General features: G+C 66.6%; 20 protein-coding genes. 18 read left to right on the top strand and 2 right to left on the bottom strand.

What is annotated here, in order from left to right; translation table 11 throughout:
* Positions 1-49 precede the first annotated feature (49 nt).
* The 16 genes from VXD91_RS30180 to VXD91_RS30105 all read left to right on the top strand — a co-directional run bounded on the left by VXD91_RS30180 (position 50) and on the right by VXD91_RS30105 (position 21,089).
* Entirely contained in the window at positions 50-487 is a 438-nt protein-coding gene (locus VXD91_RS30180; RefSeq protein ID WP_212813581.1) for a DUF1772 domain-containing protein, read from the top strand.
* A 128-nt stretch (positions 488-615) separates the two neighbouring features.
* A complete protein-coding gene (locus VXD91_RS30175) occupies positions 616-1,554 on the top strand; it encodes a methionyl-tRNA formyltransferase (protein ID WP_346417107.1) in 939 nt (312 codons plus the stop codon).
* A 4-nt stretch (positions 1,555-1,558) separates the two neighbouring features.
* Positions 1,559-2,473, top strand: a complete 915-nt coding sequence (locus VXD91_RS30170; RefSeq protein WP_318985751.1) for an ATP-grasp fold amidoligase family protein — start codon at positions 1,559-1,561, stop codon at positions 2,471-2,473.
* A gap of 260 nt (positions 2,474-2,733) precedes the next feature.
* A complete protein-coding gene (gene rplJ, locus VXD91_RS30165) occupies positions 2,734-3,249 on the top strand; it encodes a 50S ribosomal protein L10 (RefSeq protein ID WP_212806942.1) in 516 nt (171 codons plus the stop codon).
* Between the two features lie 70 nt (positions 3,250-3,319).
* Positions 3,320-3,709, top strand: a complete 390-nt coding sequence (gene rplL / locus VXD91_RS30160) for a 50S ribosomal protein L7/L12 (RefSeq protein ID WP_212806941.1) — start codon at positions 3,320-3,322, stop codon at positions 3,707-3,709.
* A 259-nt stretch (positions 3,710-3,968) separates the two neighbouring features.
* The gene (locus tag VXD91_RS30155; RefSeq protein WP_212806940.1) at positions 3,969-4,991 is read left to right on the top strand and encodes an ATP-binding cassette domain-containing protein; all 1,023 of its coding nucleotides are present in this window, start codon (positions 3,969-3,971) and stop codon (positions 4,989-4,991) included.
* Between the two features lie 576 nt (positions 4,992-5,567).
* Positions 5,568-9,071 carry a DNA-directed RNA polymerase subunit beta gene (locus VXD91_RS30150; protein ID WP_318985752.1) on the top strand — a complete coding sequence of 1,168 codons (3,504 nt, stop codon included), beginning with the start codon at positions 5,568-5,570 and terminating at the stop codon, positions 9,069-9,071.
* A 60-nt stretch (positions 9,072-9,131) separates the two neighbouring features.
* Positions 9,132-13,088 (top strand): DNA-directed RNA polymerase subunit beta', encoded by a 3,957-nt coding sequence (locus tag VXD91_RS30145; RefSeq protein ID WP_135356864.1) that lies wholly within the window; start codon positions 9,132-9,134, stop codon positions 13,086-13,088.
* A gap of 128 nt (positions 13,089-13,216) precedes the next feature.
* Positions 13,217-13,957 carry a sensor domain-containing protein gene (locus VXD91_RS30140; RefSeq protein WP_346417106.1) on the top strand — a complete coding sequence of 247 codons (741 nt, stop codon included), beginning with the start codon at positions 13,217-13,219 and terminating at the stop codon, positions 13,955-13,957.
* Complete coding sequence (locus VXD91_RS30135; protein WP_346417105.1) at positions 13,954-14,676, top strand: sensor domain-containing protein; 723 nt, start codon at positions 13,954-13,956, stop codon at positions 14,674-14,676. Before VXD91_RS30140 ends, VXD91_RS30135 begins: the two co-directional genes overlap by 4 nt.
* 54 nt (positions 14,677-14,730) lie before the next feature.
* Positions 14,731-15,480: a deoxyribonuclease IV gene (locus VXD91_RS30130; protein WP_346417104.1), complete on the top strand. Its 750-nt coding sequence runs from the start codon at positions 14,731-14,733 to the stop codon at positions 15,478-15,480.
* 30 nt (positions 15,481-15,510) lie between these two features.
* Positions 15,511-16,923 (top strand): amino acid permease, encoded by a 1,413-nt coding sequence (locus tag VXD91_RS30125; protein ID WP_346417103.1) that lies wholly within the window; start codon positions 15,511-15,513, stop codon positions 16,921-16,923.
* Positions 16,924-16,974: 51 nt separating this feature from the next.
* Entirely contained in the window at positions 16,975-18,603 is a 1,629-nt protein-coding gene (locus VXD91_RS30120) for an acyl-CoA dehydrogenase family protein (RefSeq protein WP_346417102.1), read from the top strand.
* An 82-nt stretch (positions 18,604-18,685) separates the two neighbouring features.
* Complete coding sequence (locus VXD91_RS30115) at positions 18,686-19,600, top strand: crotonase/enoyl-CoA hydratase family protein (protein WP_346417101.1); 915 nt, start codon at positions 18,686-18,688, stop codon at positions 19,598-19,600.
* Between the two features lie 5 nt (positions 19,601-19,605).
* Entirely contained in the window at positions 19,606-20,328 is a 723-nt protein-coding gene (locus VXD91_RS30110) for a PaaX family transcriptional regulator C-terminal domain-containing protein (protein ID WP_346417100.1), read from the top strand.
* A complete protein-coding gene (locus VXD91_RS30105; protein WP_346417099.1) occupies positions 20,325-21,089 on the top strand; it encodes a crotonase/enoyl-CoA hydratase family protein in 765 nt (254 codons plus the stop codon). The genes VXD91_RS30110 and VXD91_RS30105 overlap by 4 nt, the downstream gene beginning before the upstream one ends.
* 3 nt (positions 21,090-21,092) lie before the next feature.
* On the opposite strand, the gene VXD91_RS30100 is transcribed toward VXD91_RS30105, so the two are convergent.
* A complete protein-coding gene (locus VXD91_RS30100; protein WP_346417098.1) occupies positions 21,093-21,524 on the bottom strand; it encodes a DUF3060 domain-containing protein in 432 nt (143 codons plus the stop codon).
* Positions 21,525-21,572: 48 nt separating this feature from the next.
* Positions 21,573-21,941 carry a DUF3060 domain-containing protein gene (locus VXD91_RS30095; protein ID WP_244872774.1) on the bottom strand — a complete coding sequence of 123 codons (369 nt, stop codon included), beginning with the start codon at positions 21,939-21,941 and terminating at the stop codon, positions 21,573-21,575.
* A 237-nt stretch (positions 21,942-22,178) separates the two neighbouring features.
* Here VXD91_RS30095 and VXD91_RS30090 point away from each other — a divergent pair, with 237 nt between their 5' ends.
* Both VXD91_RS30090 and VXD91_RS30085 read left to right on the top strand, forming a co-directional pair.
* Positions 22,179-22,820, top strand: a complete 642-nt coding sequence (locus VXD91_RS30090; RefSeq protein ID WP_244872775.1) for a TetR/AcrR family transcriptional regulator — start codon at positions 22,179-22,181, stop codon at positions 22,818-22,820.
* Between the two features lie 15 nt (positions 22,821-22,835).
* Positions 22,836-23,978, top strand: a complete 1,143-nt coding sequence (locus VXD91_RS30085; protein WP_346417097.1) for a hypothetical protein — start codon at positions 22,836-22,838, stop codon at positions 23,976-23,978.
* Positions 23,979-24,235 lie beyond the last annotated feature (257 nt).

Below are 24,235 nucleotides of genomic sequence, written 5' to 3'. Positions count from 1 at the left end.
ATTTGTCAGTACCTTGTTTTTTGTCAGTGTAGTGACGAGGCTCGATGTCATGGAGCACATCGCGCAAGTTCTCACCGTGATCGTCGTCGGCACGCTCGTCGGCGTGGAGTTCGGCGTCGCCGCGTTCACCAACCCGATCCTGGAACGGCTGCCCGACGACGCCTACCGCCAGGCGCGCGCGACGGGCAGCAGGCTCCTCGGGACGGTGATGCCGTTCTGGTACATCGCCGCGGCGGTGCTGCTGGTCGGCGATGCCGTGCTCGTGCCGGCGCCACTCCCCATCGCCGCCGTCGCGGTGATGGGCGTGGTGATGGCCCTGACGCTCACCACGCTGGTGCCGATCAACAACCGCGTCGCGGCGTGGGCGGGTACCGGCCCTGGCGAGGCGCCGACAAGTCGGGAACTCGCTCACCGCTGGGACCGGCTGCACTGGGTGCGGGTGGCGCTGTTGCTGGCCGCGTTCGTGCTGGTCACGGTTCCGCGCTGACGAGACTGTGAACTACCTGGGAGGGGTAGGCAACAAACTTAGGCAAGACTTAGCTAAGTTGATCTTGTTTAACGGTGGGTGAACAACTCTTCACACGCCAGCAGAATCTGACTTAGTGAGGTATTGGCATGCGCGTCGTCTTCTTCGGTTTCCAGACGTGGGGGGTCAAGACGCTGCAGGCGCTGATCGATCTGGGACACGACGTGCCGATGGTCGTCACGCACCCGACCAGCACGGAGTCGTACAAGGCGATCTTCTCGGACTCCGTCGAGGAACTCGCCCAGGCACACGACATCCCGGTCCACCTGACCATGCGCGCCGACCACGAGACCATCGACCTGGTCAAGCGCTCCGAACCCGACGTCATCGTCGTCAACAGCTGGTACACGCGGATGACGGACGAGCTCTACGACCTGCCGCCGTACGGCACCCTGAACCTGCACGACTCCCTGCTGCCGAAGGGCACCGGTTTCTCCCCGGTCATCTGGTCGCTGATCAGCGGTGAATCGCACATCGGCCTGACCATTCACCGCATGAACGCCGAGCTCGACGCCGGTGACATCCTGGTCCAGCGCTCGCTGTCCATCGGGCCCGACGACACCGGCACCGAACTGGTGATGCGTGGCATCGACCTGATCCCCGGCGCGCTGGACGAGGCGCTGACCGCGCTGGAAGCCGGCACCGCACAGTGGCGTCCGCAGGACAAGGCCGAGCGGACCTACTTCCACAAGCGCTCCGAGCGCGACAGCCTCATCGACTGGAGCTGGCCGGCCGAGGATCTCGAGCGGCTCGTCCGCGCGCTGTCGGACCCCTACCCGCGCGCGTTCACCTTCTACCGCGGTGAGCGGATCGAGGTGCTCGAGTCCAAGGTGTCCGAAATCCGCTATGGCGGCACCCCGGGCCGCGTGATCGTGCAGGAGGGCGGCGGCGCGGTGGTGTGCGGCACGCACGCCCACCGCGGCGGCAACCTCGGCCTGGTCATCACGCGGCTCCGCACGGCCGACGGGGTGGAGCACGGGGGAGCGGAGTTCTTCCGCCGCGGCGGTTACCTCACCAGCGAGGCCTGAACCCGTGCCGCCGCTGCTCACATACATCGCGACGCCGGCGTGGCTCATGTCCGTCCGGCGCCGGATGCTCGCGCTGATCCCGGTCCGGTTCCTGCGGCACGTCCTCTATCTCTTGATGATCCGCAGGCGGGGCAACTTCGACGAGCCCGAGACCTTCAACGAGAAGGTGAACTGGCGCATCTTCCACGATCGGCGGGACCGGATCGTCAGGGCCTGCGACAAGATGTGGATGAAGGAGATGGCGCGCGCGGCGTATCCCGGCGCCGATCTCCGGATTCCCGCCACGTACTGGTCCGGTACCGACCTGCGCGACGCACCGGACCTGGCGTCGCTGCCGCCCTGGGTGCTCAAGCCCAATGCCAGCAGTGGCCAGGCGCTGTTCGGCCCCGACCCGCAGCTGGATCTGGCCCGCCTGCGGGACCAGACCAGGAGCTGGTTCCAGGAAACGCCCCTGGAGCTCGGCGAGTGGGGCTACAGCAAAGCGCGCCCCTTGTTGCTGCTCGAGGAACGCATCCCGACCCCGGACGGCGAAGCGCCCGTCGACTACAAGTTCTTCGTCTTCGACGGCCGCGTCGAGCTGATCCAGGTGAACCGGGGCCGGTTCGCCGAGAAGCAGACCACCACCTTCCTGGACGCCGACTGGCGTCAGCTGCCCGTGCGGTGGCGTATTCACCCGGTCGCCCCCGAGGAACGGCCCGTCGAACTGGACAAGATGCTGGAGATCGCGAGCGTCCTCGGCGCCGACTGGGATTTCATCCGCGTCGACCTCTACGCCGTGGACGGCGACGTGTGGTTCGGCGAGTACACCCCGTACCCGGGCACGGGCATGCTGCGCTACGAACCCATGAGCTTCGACCTCGAGCAGGGCCGGCACTGGCGGCTGCCGGCACCGGATGCGGTGCGCCGCGGGCAGCCCTAGACCGTTGAGCCCCCGGCACCGCCGTTTTGGCTGATCGGCAGGCGATCGGCTACTCTTGTGCAGTTCCACCGAAGACCGTCGGTCACCAAGTAATTGGTTGAAGGTCCAGGCAACGCCTGGCGGCCCACGCAGGAGGACGAGGTTTTCAGAGTTTTTCATTCTGCGCGCCCCGACCTTTCTGTGTCGGGGCGCTCTGCGTTTCCGGGCCGAATCCCCGGCAGTCTCCAGTGGGCCGATGAATACACCACAAGGAGGCATGTATGGCCAAGGCTGACAAAGCCACTGCGGTCGCTGACATTGCCGAACAGTTCAAGGCCTCGACGGCCACTGTCGTGACCGAGTACCGCGGTCTGACGGTTGCCGATCTCGCCGAGCTGCGTCGTTCCCTCGGTGCCGCGACGACCTACACGGTCGCCAAGAACACCCTGGTCAAGCGCGCCGCTTCGGAGGCCGGAGTCGAGGGCCTCGACGACCTGTTCGCAGGTCCGACCGCCATCGCGTTCATCACCGGCGAGCCGGTCGATGCCGCGAAGGCAATCAAGAAGTTCGCGAAGGATCACAAGCAGCTCGTCATCAAGGGCGGCTACATGGATGGCGCTGCGCTGTCCGTGGCCCAGGTCGAGAAGATCGCCGACCTCGAGTCGCGCGAAGTGCTGCTGTCCAAGCTGGCCGGCGCCATGAAGGCAAAGCAGTCTCAGACCGCCGCGCTGTTCGCTGCGCCCGCGTCTCAGATCGCTCGCTTGGCGGCCGCTCTGCAGGACAAGAAGGCTTCCTAGAAGCCTCAGTGCCGGCTGTCCAACCGCGCACTAGACCAACAAAACACAGAAACAAGGAAGGACCATTCACATGGCCAAGCTGTCCACCGAAGAACTGCTCGACGCGTTCAAGGAAATGACCCTGCTGGAGCTCTCGGAGTTCGTGAAGCAGTTCGAGGAGACCTTCGACGTCACCGCCGCCGCTCCGGTCGCCGTTGCCGCCGCCCCCGCCGCCGGTGGCGCTGCCGCTGAGGCCGGCGAAGAGCAGTCCGAGTTCGACGTCATCCTCGAGGGTGCCGGCGACAAGAAGATCGGCGTCATCAAGGTCGTCCGCGAGATCGTTTCCGGCCTGGGCCTGAAGGAAGCCAAGGACCTGGTCGACGGCGCCCCCAAGCCGCTGCTGGAGAAGGTCTCGAAGGAGGCCGCCGAGGACGCCAAGGCCAAGCTCGAGGCCGCCGGCGCTTCGGTGTCCGTCAAGTAAGTTCGCCAGAACTGACGTTTTCCCCCGGAGTCCCTTGTGGACTCCGGGGGATTTCGCTTTTCAGGGGATATAAATCGGGGCATTTCGGACCATCCGGGGGACGATGCAGTAGTTGGCTCCGCGCCCATCGGGGTGACTTTGTGGCGGGCCGTCCGATAGTTGGAACAAGGTGCAACAGGCCGCGATCGATGCGCTACAGTGACTCAAGCCACAGGCAGGGCAGCAAATGGCGCGCGAGCGCTGGCGGAAGGGATCTCACGTGGGCGTTCAAATCGACGTAACGGGACTGAGCAAGTCCTTTGGGTCGTCGAAGATTTGGGAAGACGTCACCTTGACCATTCCCGCCGGTGAGGTCAGCGTCATGCTGGGCCCGTCCGGTACCGGTAAGTCGGTGTTCCTGAAGTCCCTGATCGGCCTGCTGCGCCCCGAGCGCGGCTCGATCGTCATCGACGGCACCAACATCATCGAGTGCTCGGCCAAGGAGCTCTACGAGATCCGCACCCTGTTCGGTGTGCTGTTCCAGGACGGCGCGCTGTTCGGCTCGATGAACATCTACGACAACACGGCCTTCCCGCTGCGCGAGCACACCAAGAAGTCCGAGTCCGAGATCCGCAAGATCGTCATGGAGAAGCTGGACGTCGTGGGTATGCCCAACGACGGTCACAAGTTCCCGGGCGAAATCTCCGGTGGTATGCGCAAGCGTGCCGGTCTGGCCCGCGCCCTGGTGCTCGACCCCAAGATCATTCTGGTCGACGAGCCGGACTCCGGTCTGGACCCGGTCCGTACCGCCTACCTGTCGCAGCTGCTGATCGACATCAACGCCCAGATCGACGCCACGGTCCTGATCGTTACCCACAACATCAACATCGTGCGTACGGTGCCGGACAACATCGGCATGCTCTACCGCAAGCACCTGGTCATGTTCGGCCCCCGCGAGGTGTTGCTGACCAGTGAGGAGCCGGCGGTCAAGCAGTTCCTCAATGGCCGTCGTATCGGCCCGATCGGTATGTCGGAGGAGAAGGACGCCGCCACCGCCGCCGCCGAGCAGGCCGCGATCGATGCCGGTCACTCCGATGGTGGTGTCGAGGAGATCGAGGGCGTGCCGCCGCAGATCGCCGTCACCCCGGGTATGCCGGTCCGCCAGGCCGTCGCCCGTCGTCAGGCCCGGGTGCGCTCGATCCTGCACACCCTGCCGCCCGCCGCGCAGGCCGCCATCCTCGAGGACCTCAACAAGAGTGGCGCCAACGACGACCCGGTGACCGCCCAGATTCCGCGGGCCTGATCCGCAGAACGCCGAAAATCGCGCCCGGGCTGAACCAGCCCGGGCGCGATTTGTGTCGGCGGGCGGGCGCTGCGGGCACGGCTGAGGCGTGGCGAGAGGGCAGACGGCCGGTGATCTTGGTCACGGCGCGTCTGTCGGGAACGGCGTGCGGGTGGCGCCTCGGCGCGCGCTGCGTCACGATGAGAGCGCCCCGGTTCGCCAGCTGCCGGCAAAACTCCACACCAAACACCGTGGCAAGTCTTGACTGACGCCCGCAAACGGGCCAATCTGTTGGGCAGCATGTATTCGAGAGTTGTGTTGATGGGTTCAGACGCCAGCCAGCGTTATCCGTTAGAACTCTCTCCAAACATGCCGTGGTTGAGGAATGCGCCGTCCTACGCTAATGTTGGACGTTGCGCTGGCTGCATCCTGCCCACCTCACCCGCACCTGACACCTTCTAGCCTGAGTCTTGCTCAGTGATCTAGACGCGTGCCCTGTGTCCTGTAAGGCCCGGACTGTGAGAACGCCAGCCGGACCGACGCAGATAGAGCGGCAATTCGGACCGGTTTCGACCGGCACCGGAATGGTCGCATCAGGTGCTGGAAGGACGCATCTTGGCAGTCTCTCGCGAGAGCAAGTCAGTAGATTCCAACAACTCCGTCCCAGGAGCGCCGAACCGAGTCTCGTTCGCCAAGCTGCGCGAACCACTTGAGGTTCCGGGCCTGCTCGATGTGCAGACGGATTCCTTCGAGTGGCTGATCGGCTCGGACCGCTGGCGCTCGAAGGCAGTCGACCGCGGTGACATCAATCCGGTCGGTGGCCTCGAAGAAGTCCTCGCCGAGCTGTCGCCGATCGAGGACTTCGCCGGCACCCTGTCGCTGAGCTTCTCCGACCCGCGCTTCGACGAGGTCAAGGCTCCGGTCGACGAGTGCAAGGAAAAGGACCAGACGTACGCAGCCCCGCTGTTCGTCACGGCTGAGTTCATCAACAACACCACCGGCGAGATCAAGAGCCAGACGGTCTTCATGGGTGACTTCCCGATGATGACCGAAAAGGGCACCTTCATCATCAACGGCACCGAGCGCGTCGTCGTGTCGCAGCTCGTCCGTTCGCCCGGTGTGTACTTCGACGAGTCCATCGACAAGGCCACCGAGAAGACGCTGCACAGCGTCAAGGTCATCCCGGGCCGTGGCGCCTGGCTGGAGTTCGACGTCGACAAGCGCGACACCGTCGGTGTCCGCATCGACCGCAAGCGCCGCCAGCCCGTCACCGTGCTGCTGAAGGCACTCGGCTGGACCAACGAGCAGATCCGTGAGCGCTTCGGCTTCTCCGAGATCATGATGGGCACCCTCGAGAAGGACCCGACCGCCGGGCCCGACGAGGCCCTGCTGGACATCTACCGGAAGCTGCGCCCGGGCGAGCCGCCGACCAAGGAGTCGGCGCAGACCCTGCTGGAGAACCTGTTCTTCAAGGAGAAGCGCTACGACCTGGCTCGCGTGGGCCGGTACAAGGTCAACAAGAAGCTGGGCCTGCACGACGGCAACCCGGCCCAGGTGACCGCGACGACGCTGACCGAAGAGGACATCGTCGCCACCATCGAGTACCTGGTGCGCCTGCACGACGGTGACAAGACCATGACCGCCCCCGGCGGCGTCGAGGTCCCCGTCGAGGTCGACGACATCGACCACTTCGGCAACCGTCGTCTGCGCACCGTGGGCGAGCTGATCCAGAACCAGATCCGGGTCGGCCTGTCGCGTATGGAGCGCGTCGTCCGCGAGCGCATGACCACGCAGGACGTCGAGGCGATCACCCCGCAGACCCTGATCAACATCCGTCCCGTCGTGGCGGCGATCAAGGAGTTCTTCGGCACGTCGCAGCTGTCGCAGTTCATGGACCAGAACAACCCGCTGTCGGGTCTGACCCACAAGCGTCGTCTGTCGGCGCTGGGCCCCGGTGGTCTGTCCCGTGAGCGCGCCGGCCTCGAGGTCCGCGACGTCCACTCGTCGCACTACGGCCGCATGTGCCCGATCGAGACCCCTGAAGGCCCGAACATCGGTCTGATCGGCTCGCTGTCGGTGTACGCGCGGGTGAACCCGTTCGGCTTCATCGAGACCCCGTACCGCAAGGTCGTCGACGGTGTCGTCACCGATCAGATCGACTACCTGACCGCCGACGAGGAGGACCGCCACGTCGTGGCGCAGGCCAACTCGCCGCTGGACGCGAACGGCCACTTCGCCGAGGAGAAGATCCTCGTCCGTCGTAAGGGCGGCGAGGTCGAGTTCGTCTCGGCGAACGACGTCGACTACATGGACGTCTCGCCGCGCCAGATGGTGTCGGTCGCGACCGCGATGATCCCGTTCCTGGAGCACGACGACGCCAACCGCGCCCTGATGGGTGCGAACATGCAGCGTCAGGCGGTTCCGCTGGTGCGCAGCGAGGCCCCGCTGGTCGGTACCGGCATGGAGCTGCGTGCCGCCATCGACGCCGGTGACGTCGTCGTCGCCGACAAGTCGGGTGTCATCGAAGAGGTGTCCGCCGACTACGTCACCGTCATGGCTGACGACGGCTCGCGGCACACCTACCGGATGCGCAAGTTCAACCGCTCGAACCACGGCACGTGCGCCAACCAGCGCCCGATCGTGGACTCGGGTCAGCGTGTCGAGGCCGGTCAGGTCATCGCCGACGGCCCCTGCACCGAGAACGGTGAAATGGCCCTCGGTAAGAACCTGCTCGTGGCAGTCATGCCGTGGGAAGGCCACAACTACGAGGACGCCATCATCCTCTCGCAGCGCCTGGTGGAGCAGGACGTTCTGACGTCCATCCACATCGAGGAGCACGAGATCGATGCCCGCGACACCAAGCTGGGCGCCGAGGAGATCACCCGGGACATCCCGAACGTCTCCGACGAGGTGCTGGCTGACCTCGACGAGCGCGGCATCGTCCGCATCGGCGCCGAGGTCCGCGACGGCGACATCCTGGTCGGCAAGGTCACCCCGAAGGGTGAGACCGAGCTGACGCCGGAAGAGCGCCTGTTGCGTGCCATCTTCGGTGAGAAGGCCCGTGAGGTCCGCGACACCTCGCTGAAGGTGCCGCACGGTGAGTCCGGCAAGGTCATCGGCGTCCGCGTGTTCTCGCGCGAGGACGACGACGATCTGCCCGCCGGTGTCAACGAGCTGGTCCGCGTCTACGTGGCCCAGAAGCGCAAGATCTCCGACGGTGACAAGCTCGCCGGCCGCCACGGCAACAAGGGCGTCATCGGCAAGATCCTGCCGATCGAGGACATGCCGTTCATGCCTGACGGCACCCCGGTGGACATCATCCTGAACACGCACGGTGTGCCGCGTCGTATGAACATCGGCCAGATCCTGGAAACCCACCTCGGGTGGGTCGCCAAGGCCGGCTGGAACATCGAGGGCGAGCCCGAGTGGGCGGCGAACCTGCCCGAGGGCATGCACAGCGCGCCGCGCGACAGCATCGTCGCCACCCCGGTGTTCGACGGTGCCCGCGAGAACGAGCTGCAGGGCCTGCTGGGCTCGACGCTGCCGAACCGCGACGGCGACGTCATGGTCAACGCCGACGGCAAGGCCACGCTGTTCGACGGTCGTTCCGGCGAGCCGTTCCCGTACCCGGTCACGGTCGGCTACATGTACATCCTGAAGCTGCACCACCTGGTGGACGACAAGATTCACGCGCGTTCGACCGGTCCGTACTCGATGATCACCCAGCAGCCGCTCGGTGGTAAGGCGCAGTTCGGTGGCCAGCGGTTCGGTGAGATGGAGTGCTGGGCCATGCAGGCCTACGGTGCGGCGTACACGCTGCAGGAGCTGCTGACCATCAAGTCCGACGACACCGTCGGTCGCGTGAAGGTCTACGAGGCGATCGTCAAGGGCGAGAACATCCCCGAGCCGGGTATCCCGGAGTCGTTCAAGGTTCTGCTCAAGGAACTCCAGTCGCTGTGCCTCAACGTCGAGGTGCTGTCTTCGGACGGTGCCGCGATCGAGATGCGCGACAGCGACGACGAGGACCTGGAGCGCACCGCCGCGAACCTGGGTATCAACCTGTCGCGCAACGAGTCCGCGTCCGTCGAGGACCTCGCCTAAACCGTCCGCCCGTAGTCAGCTTTTTCTGATTCATACACCCGCAAGGGGAAAGGGAGTTACGTGCTAGACGTCAACTTCTTCGATGAACTCCGCATCGGCCTGGCCACCGCGGAAGACATCCGTAATTGGTCGTACGGCGAGGTCAAGAAGCCGGAGACCATCAACTACCGCACGCTCAAGCCGGAAAAGGACGGCCTGTTCTGCGAGAAGATCTTCGGACCGACTCGCGACTGGGAGTGCTACTGCGGTAAGTACAAGCGCGTCCGCTTCAAGGGCATCGTCTGCGAGCGCTGTGGCGTCGAGGTGACTCGCGCCAAGGTGCGTCGTGAGCGCATGGGCCACATCGAGCTGGCCGCGCCGGTCACCCACATCTGGTACTTCAAGGGCGTTCCGTCGCGCTTGGGCTACCTGCTGGACCTGGCCCCGAAGGATCTGGAAAAGATCATCTACTTCGCGGCCTACGTCATCACCTCGGTCGACACCGAGATGCGGCACAACGAGCTGTCGACGCTCGAGGCCGAGATGGTCGTCGAGAAGAAGGCCGTCGAGGATCAGCGCGATCTGGACCTGGCCGAGCGCGCGCAGAAGCTCGAGCAGGACCTGGCCGAGCTGGAGAAGGAAGGCGCCAAGTCCGACGTCCGCCGCAAGGTGCGCGACGGTGGCGAGCGCGAGATGCGTCAGCTCCGCGACCGGGCCCAGCGTGAGCTGGACCGGCTCGACGAAATCTGGACCACCTTCACCAAGCTGGCCCCGAAGCAGCTCATCGTGGACGAGGTGCTGTACCGCGAGCTGCAGGACCGCTACGGCGAGTACTTCACCGGTGCCATGGGTGCCGAGTCGATCAAGAAGCTCATCGAGACCTTCGACATCGACGCCGAGGCCGAGTCGCTGCGCGACACCATCAAGAACGGCAAGGGCCAGAAGAAGCTGCGCGCCCTCAAGCGTCTGAAGGTCGTCGCCGCGTTCCAGCAGTCCGGCAACTCGCCCATGGGCATGGTGCTCGACGCCGTTCCGGTGATCCCGCCGGAGCTGCGCCCGATGGTTCAGCTGGACGGTGGCCGCTTCGCGACCTCCGACCTGAACGACCTGTACCGCCGCGTCATCAACCGCAACAACCGGTTGAAGCGACTGATCGACCTCGGTGCGCCCGAGATCATCGTCAACAACGAGAAGCGCATGCTGCAGGAGTCTGTGGACGCGCTGTTCGACAACGGCCGTCGTGGCCGGCCGGTCACCGGTCCGGGCAACCGTCCGCTCAAGTCGCTGTCCGACCTGCTCAAGGGCAAGCAGGGCCGCTTCCGTCAGAACCTGCTGGGTAAGCGCGTCGACTACTCGGGCCGTTCGGTCATCGTGGTCGGCCCGCAGCTCAAGCTGCACCAGTGTGGTCTGCCGAAGCTGATGGCCCTCGAGCTGTTCAAGCCGTTCGTGATGAAGCGTCTGGTCGACCTGAACCACGCGCAGAACATCAAGAGCGCCAAGCGCATGGTCGAGCGTCAGCGTCCCCAGGTGTGGGATGTCCTCGAAGAGGTCATCGCCGAGCACCCGGTGCTGCTGAACCGTGCACCTACGCTGCACCGCCTGGGTATCCAGGCCTTCGAGCCGCAGCTGGTGGAAGGCAAGGCCATCCAGCTGCACCCGCTGGTGTGTGAGGCGTTCAACGCCGACTTCGACGGTGACCAGATGGCCGTGCACCTCCCGCTGTCGGCGGAGGCGCAGGCCGAGGCACGCATCCTGATGCTGTCGTCGAACAACATCCTGTCGCCGGCGTCGGGCCGCCCGCTCGCCATGCCGCGTCTGGACATGGTGACCGGTCTGTTCTTCCTGACCACGCAGATCGACGGTGACCTCGGCGAGTTCGTCGCGGCCACCAAGGACAGCGCGGAGCAGGGCGTCTACAGCAGCCCGGCCGAGGCCATCATGGCCATGGACCGCGGTGCGCTGTCGGTGCGCGCGAAGATCAAGGTCCGCCTGACGCACCTGCGTCCGCCGGCCGAGATCGAGGCGCAGCTGTTCGAGAACGGCTGGAAGCCGGGCGACGCGTGGACCGCGGAGACCACCCTGGGTCGCGTGCTCTTCAACGAGCTGCTGCCCAAGGGCTACCCGTTCGTCGACAAGCAGATGCACAAGAAGGTCCAGGCGGCGATCATCAACGATCTCGCCGAGCGCTACCCGATGATCGTCGTGGCGCAGACCGTCGACAAGCTGAAGGACGCCGGTTTCCACTGGGCGACCCGCTCGGGCGTGACGGTCTCCATGGCCGACGTTCTGGTGCCGCCGCAGAAGCAGGAGATCCTGGAGCGCTACGAGGGCCAGGCCGACGCGATCGAGAAGAAGTACCAGCGCGGTGGCCTGAACCACGACGAGCGCAACGAGTCGCTGGTCAAGATCTGGCAGCAGGCCACCGAAGAGGTCGGTAAGGCTCTGGAGGACTACTACCCGGCGGACAACCCGATCATCACGATCGTGAAGTCGGGCGCCACGGGTAACCTCACCCAGACCCGCACCCTGGCCGGCATGAAGGGTCTGGTGACGAACCCGAAGGGTGAGTTCATCCCGCGGCCCATCAAGTCGTCCTTCCGCGAGGGCCTGACGGTGTTGGAGTACTTCATCAACACCCACGGTGCTCGTAAGGGTCTGGCCGACACCGCTCTGCGTACCGCCGACTCGGGCTACCTGACCCGTCGTCTGGTCGACGTGTCGCAGGACGTCATCGTCCGTGAGACCGACTGCGAGACCGAGCGCGGCGTCATCGTCACCCTGGCCGAGGTTCAGGCCGACGGTTCGCTGGTGCGCGACGCCCACGTCGAGACGTCCGCCTACGCGCGGACCCTGGCCACCGATGCGGTCGACGCGAACGGCAACGTCGTCGTCGAGCGCGGCCACGATCTCGGTGACCCGGCGATCGAGGCCCTGCTGGCCGCGGGTATCTCGACGGTCAAGGTGCGCTCGGTGCTGACCTGTGCCACCGGCACCGGCGTCTGCGCCAAGTGCTACGGCCGCTCGATGGCCACCGGCAAGCTGGTCGACATCGGCGAGGCCGTCGGTATCGTCGCCGCCCAGTCCATCGGTGAGCCCGGTACCCAGCTGACGATGCGTACCTTCCACCAGGGTGGTGTTACCGGTGGCGCCGACATCGTCGGTGGTCTGCCGCGCGTCCAGGAGCTGTTCGAGGCCCGCGTGCCCCGCAACGTCGCTCCGATCGCCGACGTGGCCGGCCGGGTGCAGCTGGAAGAGGACGACAAGTTCTACAAGATCACCATCGTTCCCGACGATGGTGGCGAGGAAGTCGTCTACGACAAGCTGCCGCGTCGTAACCGTCGCCTGCGCGTCTTCAAGCACGACGACGGCACCGAGCGCCTGCTGGCCGATGGTGACCACGTCGAGGTCGGCCAGCAGCTCATGGAGGGTTCGGCGAACCCCCACGAGGTGCTCCGCGTCCAGGGCCCCCGCGAGGTGCAGATTCACCTCGTCAAGGAGGTCCAGGAGGTCTACCGCGCACAGGGTGTGTCGATCCACGACAAGCACATCGAGGTCATCGTTCGCCAGATGCTGCGTCGCGTGACGATCATCGACTCGGGCTCGACGGAGTTCCTGCCCGGTTCGCTGACCGAGCGCAGCGAGTTCGAGACCGAGAACCGTCGCGTCGTGGCCGAGGGTGGCGAGCCCGCGGCCGGACGTCCGGTGCTGATGGGTATCACGAAGGCATCGCTGGCCACGGACTCGTGGCTGTCGGCGGCGTCGTTCCAGGAGACCACGCGCGTGCTGACCGATGCGGCCATCAACTGCCGTAGCGACAAGCTGCAGGGTCTGAAGGAGAACGTGATCATCGGTAAGTTGATCCCGGCTGGTACGGGCATCAACCGGTACCGCAACATCCAGGTCCAGCCGACCGAGGAAGCCCGCGCTGCGGCGTACACGATCCCGTCCTACGAGGATCAGTACTACAGCCCGGACTTCGGTCAGGCCACTGGTGCTGCCGTGCCGCTGGATGACTACGGCTACAGCGACTACCGCTAGCTGGTCACGCGGGGAGGCTTTCCCGCGAGCACGTGAACGTCCCCGACACTGCAAAGTGTCGGGGACGTTTACGTATCCGTGCGAGACTGTCCCCGGGGGAGGGGACTATCTTGCGACTGCAATTGTTCATGGCTGCTGTCCTTCTGGTGGCGCCGACCGCGGGGTGCGGCTCGGACAGCAACAGCAGCCCACAGACGACGACATCGACGTCGGCATCGAGCGCGCCGGCGACCACGAGCGCGCCGCCACCGCCATCACCGCCGCCACCGCCACCCGGACCGTTGGTGCAGATGGACCAGCTCAAAAGCGTGATGGCCGAACCGAATCAGATCAGTGCGGCGGTCAATGTGCCGAATCTCGGGGTCAGCGAAAGCCACGATTCGCTGTCGCTGCTGCCTGACGATTACGTCTCCGACATGACGTGTGTGGGGGCGGTCGCTGATGCGGCCATCCAGCCTTACGCGGAGAGCCCCGTCGTACTGGTGCGCACGCAGGACTATGCGCCGGCCGACGGTTCGGCCGGCTTCTCGGCCATCGCCTCGGCGATCCTCTACGAAAACGCCGAGGACGCCCAGGACCAGGTCACGGCGACCGTCAAGGGCTGGCAGGGCTGCGCGGGCAAGTCGGTTCAGGTCAAGACGGTGCCGCCGGCCACGTATGCGATCGGTACCCCGGCTGTGACGGGTGGTGTGCAGACTCTGGTCAACAACCGCACAGCGCCGCCCGAGCCCGGCGGGACCTGTGGTCGCGGCATCACCTTCCGCAGCAACGTCGTCGTCGACGTGACGGTGTGTGGCGGTGACCCCGCGGCGGTCGGAGCCAACGCCGCGGCGGTGGCCAATCTCATTGCCGGGAAGGTGCCGGCATGACGAATCTTTCGGTAAAGCATTGCGCACCAATGGTTTTAGCGGTCAGTGCCACGGTCACGCTGTTGACGTCGTGCAGTACATCGGTCGGTGGTAACCCCACCGGCGCGCCCCAGTCTGTTCCGTCGGCGACCACCAGCGCGGTCACGGCACCGCCTCCCGGCGCGGACCTGCAGATCGTCGTCCTGCCTGTGGACGATCTCCGGCGCATGATGAACGACCCCTCCCTGGTCAAGACCGCGACGTGGCGGCACCCGGGCGTCGGTTTGAGCATCACGTTCACCCCGCCGCAGTGCAGTGTCGTCACCTCCAACGGCCTCCATGCGGCACTCGACGGCAGCGGGCAGACCGGCGTCTACTACGTCAACTACCTCAGCACCGCATCGCCGATGGTGCAGGTGAGTGAGGGCGTTGTCGGGTTCCCCGATCCCGCTGCGGCGCATGCCTGGATCGCCGCGCAGCAGGCCGTCTGGCAGCAGTGCGCCGACATCGACGTCGGGCTGACGGTCGCCGGTCAGTCCGGTACCCAACACACGCGTGCGCTGCAGGCCACCGGAGACACGTTGTCGATGCAGTCCGCGGTGGTGGGGGCCAACACCCAATGCACGCGGACCATGGCGGCCAGGAACCGTGTCGTCGTCGACAATCTGGTGTGTTCGCCCGATCCGGCGGGTGCGGCGACTGCCATCGTGAACGGCATGCTCGACAGGGTCCCGCGGTAGACGGGTCTCGGCAGGCGAGCTGATTCACCGCCGCGGCCAACTAGGCTGGGCGCCATGCTGATTGGTTCGCACGTCGACAACACCGACCCTCTCGCCGCGGCGGCCGCCGACGGCGCCGATGTGGTGCAGTTCTTCCTCGGCAACCCGCAGAGCTGGAAGAAGCCCGCGCCCCGCGAGGACGCCGAGATCCTGCGGGCGTCGTCGGTGCCGTTGTACGTCCACGCGCCGTACCTGATCAACGTCGCGTCGGCCAACAACAAGGTCCGCATCCCGTCGCGCAAGATCCTCCAGGACACGTGCGACGCCGCGTCCGAGATCGGCGCGACGGCCGTGATCGTGCACGGCGGCCACGCCGACGACAACGACATGGACGCCGGCTTCGAGCGCTGGGTGAAGGCGCTCGACGCCCTCAAGACCGACATGCCGGTGTACCTCGAGAACACCGCCGGCGGCGATCACGCCATGGCCCGGCACTTCGACACCATCGCCCGGCTGTGGGACCGCATCGGCGACAAGGGCATCGGCTTCTGTCTGGACACCTGCCATGCCTGGGCGGCAGGGGAGGCGCTGGTCGACGCCGTCGAGCGCATCAAGTCCATCACCGGCCGCATCGATCTGGTGCACTGCAACGACTCCCGCGACGCCGCCGGCTCGGGGGCCGACCGGCACGCCAACTTCGGCATGGGTCAGATCGACCCACAGTTGCTGGCAGCGGTGGTGCGTGCCGCGGACGCTCCCGTCATCTGCGAGACGTCCGAGGACGGCCGCAAGGACGACATCGCGTTCCTCCGCGAGAACGTTTAGTCGGCACCGCAATTGTGATAGACACCTCGGGTGCGAGACGCCAACACTGAGGTAGCAGAGACACCCGACGCCGGTTACGAGCGCGGTCTGTCGGCCAGAACCGTGCAGATGATCGCGATCGGCGGGGCCATCGGTACCGGCCTGTTCTACGGGGCGGGCGGCGCCATCGAGAAGGCCGGTCCGGCGCTGATCCTGGCCTACCTGTTGGCAGGCCTCGCGGTGTTCGTCATCATGCGCGCGCTCGGCGAGCTGCTGGTGTACCGCCCGGTCTCGGGCAGCATCTCGGAGTATGCCGAGGAGTTCATGGGCCGGTTCGCCGGGTTCGCGAACGGCTGGACGTACTGGGCGGTGTGGGCCACGACGTGCATGGCCGAGATCACCGTGGCCGGCAAGTACGTGCAGTACTGGCCGTGGGGGCACGACATCCCGCAGTGGATGACGGCGCTCGTCGTCCTGCTGGTGTTGTTCGTGGCGAACCTGATCTCGGTGAAGATCTTCGGTGAGGCCGAGTTCTGGTTCTCGATGATCAAGGTGACCGCGATCATCGGCATGATCATCATCGGCATCGGGGTGCTGCTGCCGATCGCCGGTTTCGGCCCGGCCACCGGCCCCAGCGTGAGCAACCTGTGGAACGACGGCGGGTTCTTCCCGACGGGCTTCAGCTCGGCGTTGCTGAGCCTGCAGATCGTGGTGTTCGCTTACGTCGGTGTCGAGCTCGTTGGTGTCACCGCGGGCGAGGCCGAGAACCCGAAGGTGACGCTGCGCAAGGCCATCAACACGCTGCCCTTCCGCATCGGCCTGTTCTACGTCGGCGCGCTGCTCGTGATCCTGTCGGTGCAGGGTTGGCGGAACTACCACGCCGGCCACAGCCCGTTCGTCGCGGTGTTCCAGTACCTGAACATCCCCGCCGCCGCGGGCATCGTGAACTTCATCCTGCTGACGGCGGCGCTGTCGTCGTGCAACTCGGGTATCTATTCGACGGGACGCATGGTGCGCAGCCTCGCCCAGCGCGGCGACGCGCCCGCCGGACTGCAGGCGCTGAGCAGCCGGCACGTGCCGATGCTCGCGATCTGCTTCTCGGCCCTCACCATGGGCGTCGGCGTCCTGGTGAACTACCTGTCGCCGGACAAGGCGTTCGCCTACATCACCTCGGTGTCGACCATCGGCATCATCTTCGTGTGGGGCTCGATCCTGGTGTCGCACTTCATCTATCGCCGGCGCGTGGCCGCCGGCGTGTTGCCGGCGTCGGACTACCGGCTGCCGGGGGCGCCGTACACGACGTTCCTCGCGCTCGGGTTCCTCGCGCTCGTCGTCGTGCTGCTGTTCTTCACCGACGACGGACGGACCGCGATCCTGGTGGGTGCCATCTGGTTCGTCATCGTGACGCTGGGGTACTTCGTGCACCGCGGCGATCGCGCCACCGAAGTCGTGGTGCGCCACTAGGGGATATATACAGTTCTTGTGCGGTTGTCGGAAAAGTGTAATAGTGGGGGCATGGGTGATACGCATGTCGTCACGAACCAGGTTCCGCCACTCGAGAACTACAACGCCGCCACCTTCCCGGCGCTCGCCGAGGCGCTGATCCGCGAAGGCGGGGAGTGGGGCGTCGACGAGGTTCACGAGGTCGGCGCGCTCGGCGGCAGCCGGGTCGCGCAGCGCTGGGGTGAGCTGGCGGACCGCAACGTCCCGATCCTGCACACGCACGATCGCTACGGGCACCGCGTCGACGAGGTCGAGTACGACCCGGCCTACCACCAGCTGATGAACGCCGCCGTGACGCACGGCCTGCACGGCGCACCCTGGGCCGACGATCGTCCCGGCGCCCACGTCGTCCGCGCGGCGAAGATGTCGGCCTGGACGCCCGAGCCCGGTCACGTCTGCCCGATCTCGATGACCTACGCCGTCGTCCCGGCGTTGCGGTTCAACCCCGAACTCTCCAAGATCTATGAACCGCTGCTGACCAGCCGGGTGTACGACCCCGAGCTGAAAGTGCCTGCCACCAAGGCGGGTATCACCGCGGGCATGTCGATGACCGAGAAACAGGGCGGCTCCGACGTGCGCGCCGGCACCACGCAGGCCACCCCCAACGGCGACGGCACCTACTCGCTGCGCGGTCACAAGTGGTTCACCTCCGCACCGATGGGCGACATGTTCCTGGTGCTGGCGCAGGCGCCCGGCGGCCTGTCCTGCTTCTTCCTGCCCCGCGTCCTGCCCGACGGCACCCGCAACCGGATGTTCATCCAGCGGCTCAAGGACAAGCTCGGCAACCACGCCAACGCCTCGAGTGAGATCGAGTACGACGGTGCGACGGTGTGGCTCGTGGGCGAGGAGGGCCGCGGCGTGCCGACCATCATCGAGATGGTCAACCTCACCCGCCTCGACTGCACGCTCGGCAGCGCCACCAGCATGCGCACCGGCCTGACGCAGGCCGTGCACCATGCGCAGCACCGCAAGGCGTTCGGTGCCTACCTGATCGACCAGCCGCTGATGCGCAACGTGCTCGCCGACATGGCCGTCGAGGCCGAGGCCGCCACGATCCTGGCGATGCGCATGGCCGGTGCCACCGACCGCGCGGTGCGGGGTGACGAACGCGAAAGCCTGTTCCGCCGAATCGGTCTGGCCGCGGCCAAGTACTGGGTGTGCAAGCGCGCGACGCCGCACGCCGCGGAGGCCATGGAGTGCTTCGGCGGCAACGGCTATGCCGAGGAATCCGGCATGCCGCGCCTTTACCGCGAGGCGCCGCTGATGGGCATCTGGGAAGGCTCGGGCAACGTCAGCGCCCTGGACACCTTGCGCGCCATGGCCACCAAGCCCGAGTGCATCGAGGTGCTGTTCGACGAGTTGGCGCAGCCGCAGGCACAGGACGCCCGCCTGGACGCCCACGTCAACGCGCTCAAGGCGCAGCTCACCGATCCGCAGACCCTCGAATACCGCGGACGCAAAGTGGCCGAGGACATTTCGCTGGCGCTGCAGGGCGCGCTGCTGGTGCGCCACGGGCACCCCGCGGTGGCCGAGGCGTTCCTCGTCAGCCGCCTCGACCGCCAGTGGGGCGGCGCGTTCGGCACACTGCCGACCGGCCTCGACCTCGCACCCATCATCGAACGCGCCCTGGTCAAGGGCTGATTTCAACTGCCGAGAAGACATAAAACTGTCGCAAAATGCCTGCTTTCGACAGTTTTACGTCTTGTCGCGGGAAGGTGAGCTGGTGGATTTCGACAATCTGAAGACCATGACCTACGAGGTCGCCGACCGGGTCGCCCGGATCACGTTCAACCGTCCGGAGAAGGGCAACTCGATCGTCGCGGACACACCGCTGGAGCTCGCCGCGTGTGTCGAACGCGCTGATCTCGACCCGAACGTGCACGTGATCCTGGTGTCCGGCCGCGGCGAAGGCTTCTGTGCGGGTTTCGATCTGAGCGCCTACGCCGACGGCACCGGGGCCGCCGGTGGCGCGGAGCATCAGGGCACGGTGCTGGACGGCAAGACGCAGGCGGTCAACCACCTGCCGAACCAGCCCTGGGATCCGATGATCGACTACCAGATGATGAGCCGGTTCGTCCGCGGCTTCTCCAGCCTCATGCACTGCGACAAACCGACCGTCGTGAAGATCCACGGCTACTGCGTGGCCGGGGGCACCGACATCGCGTTGCACGCCGATCAGGTGATCGCGGCGTCCGACGCCAAGATCGGCTACCCGCCGATGCGGGTATGGGGTGTGCCCGCGGGTGGGTTGTGGGCGCACCGCCTGGGTGACCAGCGCGCGAAACGTCTGCTGTTCACCGGCGATTGCATCACCGGCGCGCAGGCCGCCGAGTGGGGGCTGGCGGTCGAGGCGCCCGAACCCGAGGACCTGGATGACCGCACCGAGCGGCTCGTCGCGCGTATTGCGGCGATGCCCGTCAACCAGCTGATCATGGCGAAGCTGGCGTGCAACACCTCGCTGCTGCAGCAGGGTGTTGCGACCAGCCGGATGGTCAGCACGGTGTTCGACGGCATCGCCCGGCACACGCCCGAAGGGCATGCGTTCGTCGCCGATGCCGTCGAGCACGGGTTCCGGCAGGCGGTGCGGCACCGTGATGACCCGTTCGGGGATGCAGGCCGGGTTGCCTCCGGGGTCTGACGGCCATGGCTGACCTCAAGCGGATGACCGCTCGGTCGGTGGTGCTCAGCGTGTTGCTGGGTGCCCACCCGGCGTGGGCGTCCGCGGCCGAGTTGGTCCGGCTCACTTCGGATTTCGACATCAAGGAACAGACGCTGCGGGTGGCGTTGACGCGCATGGTCAGCGTCGGTGACCTGGTGCGCTCGGCCGACGGCTACCGGCTCGCCGACCGACTGCTGGCGCGGCAACGGCGGCAGGACGCCGCCATCGACCCGAAAACCCGGCCGTGGCACGGCGACTGGACGACGGTCGTCATCACCACCATCGGCGCTGATGCCCGGACGCGGGCCGACCTGCGAAACGACCTGCTGCAGAACAGGTTCGGTGAGCTCCGCGAGGGCCTGTGGCTGCGGCCGGCCAATCTGGCCGGCGAGCTCCCCGAGGAGATCACGGCGAACGCCCGGATACTCACCAGCCGGGACGACGATCCGGCGGGCCTGGCCGCCGTGCTGTGGGATCTGCCCGCCTGGAGTGGTACCGCGCGGCAACTGCTCGACGAGATCGTCTCGGCCGGTGACGTGCCCGGCCGGTTCGTGGCCGCGGCCGCGATCGTCCGGCACCTGTTGTCCGACCCCGTACTCCCTGCCGAACTGCTCCCGGGTGACTGGCCCGGCGAGCGGCTACGGCAGGCCTACGCAGACTTCGCCGCCGAATTGATCGGCCGGCGCGATGAGATGGAGGCACCATGACCGAACCTGTGCGCGTCGAGAAGAACGGGCCGGTGACGACGGTCATCATCGATCGCCCCGGCGCCCGCAACGCCGTCAACGGTGCCACCGCCGCGGCGCTCTATCAAGCGTTCGAGGATTTCGACCACGACGACTCCGCCGCCGTCGCGGTGCTGTGGGGCGACCACGGAACCTTCTGTGCCGGAGCCGATCTCAAGGCGATCGGCACGACGGAGTCGAACCGGACGCACCGGACCGGGCCCGGGCCCATGGGCCCGAGCCGGATGATGCTGTCCAAGCCGGTGATCGCGGCGGTCAGCGGTTACGCCGTCGCCGGTGGCCTGGAGCTTGCCGTGTGGTGCGACCTGCGCGTCGTCGAGGAGGACGCGACCTTCGGCGTGTTCTGCCGGCGCTGGGGCGTCCCGCTCATCGACGGCGGTACGGTCCGGTTGCCGCGGCTGATCGGACACAGCCGGGCCATGGACCTGATCCTGACCGGCCGTGCCGTCGATGCCGCCGAAGCGCTGCAGATCGGTCTGGCCAACCGGGTCGTGCCGCACGGGCAGGCCCGCGAGAAGGCCGAGGAACTGGCACATCAGCTGGCGGCGTTGCCGCAGTTGTGTCTGCGCGCCGACCGCATGTCCGCGCTGCGGCAGTGGGGCGAATCCGAGGAATCCGCAATGGAATTCGAGTTCGCCAGCCTGGTGCAGGTGGCCGAGGAGTCGCTCGCGGGCGCGCAGCGGTTCGCCGGGGGAGCGGGCCGGCACGGCGCGCAGGCCTGAGGGCTAACCCTTGGTGACGGTGTTGCCGGTCCCGGTGTTGTTGACCTTCGGCGACCCGTTCTTGTAGGTGACGGTGGCGTGCATGCCGACGACGTCGAGCTCCTGGTCGACGTTGTCGAATGTCACCTTGTTGTCGGTGCCGCCGATGTTGGCCTTCGCGCACGTGCCCTTGACGGTCAGCGTGTTGTTGGCGCCGCCCACGGTCAGCGATTTGCCGGTGCCGCAATCGATTTCCCGGGTGGTGCCGACGGCGCTGTAGTTGATGGTGTTGCCCACCTCGACCTGCGCCGTCGTCGGCGCGGCCGAGGTGCCGGCCGTGCCCGCGGCGCTCGAACTGCTGCCGCCCGATTTGCTGTCCTGCGATCCGCAGCCGGTCAGCACCAGGGCTGCGGTGGCGACGATGCCCGCCGCCATCGCGATTCGGTTGGGGTTCATGCGGTGTCCCTCCCAGTCGGCGTTACCGGCACCCGGTGCGGAACCCGGTCAGGGGATCTTGTTCAGCCGGTTGCCCAACCCCAGTTGGTGACCGACGTCGATGAGTGCCGGATCCCCATTGTGGAATATGACGGTCTGATTGAAGCCGTAGGCGGTGACGTCATTGACGATCGTGTCGGCGATGACGGTGTTGGACGAGCCCTGCACCGTGACGGCCCAGCAGGTGCCGAACGCGGTGATGGTGTTGCCGCTACCGTTGACGAACAGGGTGCCGTTGTGGCAGTCGAGGGTCTGGGTGATGCCCGTGCCGACGATGTGGGTGTCATCGTTGACCGCGGCGGCGTTGGGTGCGCCGACCGCGAACGGGACCGTCAGCAGTCCGGCAAGCAATGCGGTTCCCCATGCTGTGCGACTCACGATGGTTCCCTTCGTTCTGGTCCGGCGATGTGCACGGTGTTGCGGTATCTGGGAGCCTACGTTGCGAGGCAGGTGCTGCGGAGTGGGTTCGTCCGTTCTGTGGGACTTGCCATGAGACGCGGTTACAAGATTCGCCCAAATGGCAACGTATCTGCAGCGTCCAGAGGTTAGAGTCATTAGTTAACCGACCGCGCCGCGGTCCGTGGAATCACGATAGAACACCGGAGGATCGGGCAGATGGCACCTCGGCCAGAGTCGCAAGCGGTTGGGGATGCCCGACCGGCTGCGCCGGTGCGGCCGCGGGCGGCGGCGCGGGCCACCAAGCTCAGCCGGGACTCGATCGTCAGCGCGGCACTGACCTTCCTCGACCGCGAGGGCTGGGATGCGCTGACCATCAACGCACTGGCCAACCAGCTCGGCACCAAGGGCCCGTCGCTGTACAACCACGTGCAGAGCCTCGATGACCTGCGCCGCACCGTCCGGATGCGCGTCATCGACGACATCATCGGCATGCTCAACACGGTCGGCGAGGGCCGCAGCCGGGACGACGCCGTGATGGCCATGGCCAGTGCCTACCGCAGCTACGCCCATCACCATCCGGGTCGGTACTCGGCCTTCACCCGGATGCCGCTGGGTGGCGACGACCCCGAGTACACCGCCGCGACGCACGCGGCGGCCGGGCCGGTGATCGCGGTTCTGGCGTCGTACGGACTCGACGGTGAGAACGCCTTCTACGCGGCGCTGGAGTTCTGGTCGGCCCTGCACGGTTTCGTGTTGCTGGAGATGACGGGCGTGATGGACGGTGTCGACACCGACGCGGTGTTCACCGACATGGTGGTACGGCTGGCCCGAGGGATGAACGAGCGCGACTCGGCTTGATCAGGGGAGCGCGTGATGTCTGACGACCACAGCGGCTGGCAGCCGCCGCACCCGCCCCAGCCACCACCGCCGGGCTTCATGCCGCCGGGGATGCCACCGGCGATGCCGCCCGGGTGGCCGCCGCCCGTGCCCGCGCCGTCCGGCGTGCCCCGCTGGCTGGTCGCCCTGGTGCTGGCAGTGCTGATCCTCAGTTATGGCGCGACGGTGTTCGTGACCCGGGACATCTGGCGCGCCGGCCCGCCCCGTCCGGTGGTCCACGCGTCGGTCGCGATTCAGGCGCCGCCCGGAACGGCGCCGGATGCCCTCGCGCAGACCCGCAAGGTCGTCGAATCCCGGATCAACCACCTCGGTGGCCACGACGTGACCGTCGGGCTGGACGGGAACACGCTCAAGGTCAGCGCCACCGACGTCACCGAGGCGCAGCTGCGCGGCATCACCGCCGTCGGCCGCCTCTATATACGGCCCGTCATCCACACGATTCCGGCGCAGGCCGAGCCGGCGTCCCAGACCCCGTCGGCCCCGAAGGCGGCCGACAGCCAGCGCATCGCCGATGAGAAGGCGCTGCGGCAGAGCACCCAGCCGCAGATTCAGGTGTTGTCGCTGCAGTTCCAGGCCACGCGCTGCGGGCAGCCGGACGCGCTCGCCGACCATGACGACCCCAAGCTGCCGCTCGTCACCTGCTCCGACGACGGCAAGCAGGTGTATCTGCTGGACAAGTTGATCATCGGCGGTGACCAGATCAAGGACGCCTCGGCGCGCCAGGGCGGGCAGCGCGGCGACTTCGTCGTCTTCGTCACCTTCGACGACAAGGCCGCCGACGTCTGGTCGACGTTCACCGCGGCCAACACCGGCGCCCGGACCGCTTTCACGGTCGACACCCAGGTCGTCAGTGCGCCGGCGCTGCTGGAACCCATCACGACGGGACGCACCCAGATCCACGGGCAGTTCACCGCCGATTCGGCGAAGTCGTTCGCCGCCGTGGTGGCCGGCGGGCCGCTGCAGCTGCCGATATCGGTGCAGTCGGTGCAGACGGGTCGGATCGCGCCGTCGTTCTGGTCGGTGCAACGAATCGCGGTTCTCGGCGGCGGGGTGGTGGTGATCTTCGCGGTCATCCTCGGAGTGGTTCTGATGACCCGATGGGGACCGCGCCACCGATAAGGTGTTGATCACGCTCCTGGCCGCACCGCTCTGACCTGCGGTTTGAGTCCTCTGTGCGGGTTTGGATCGTGGCGGTCCGTACTGGTATCGTGGTGGTTCGTGCCTGGCCGACTGGGCGCTTGCATTCATTGTGTTTGTAGGCATGCCTGCACGCCGGGCCAATTCGCATGTCCGTGGTGCACTGAAAGGTTCTGTGCCCAGCCTCGTGCGACACGCCCGGACGCGGGGTATGCGATCGGACGAAAACCGCAGTACAG

Source organism: Mycobacterium sp. SM3041 (assembly GCF_039668335.1).
Lineage (GTDB): Bacteria > Actinomycetota > Actinomycetes > Mycobacteriales > Mycobacteriaceae > Mycobacterium.
Note: the sequence above shows the minus strand (reverse complement) of the source record. Positions and strands in the feature narration are given on the sequence as shown.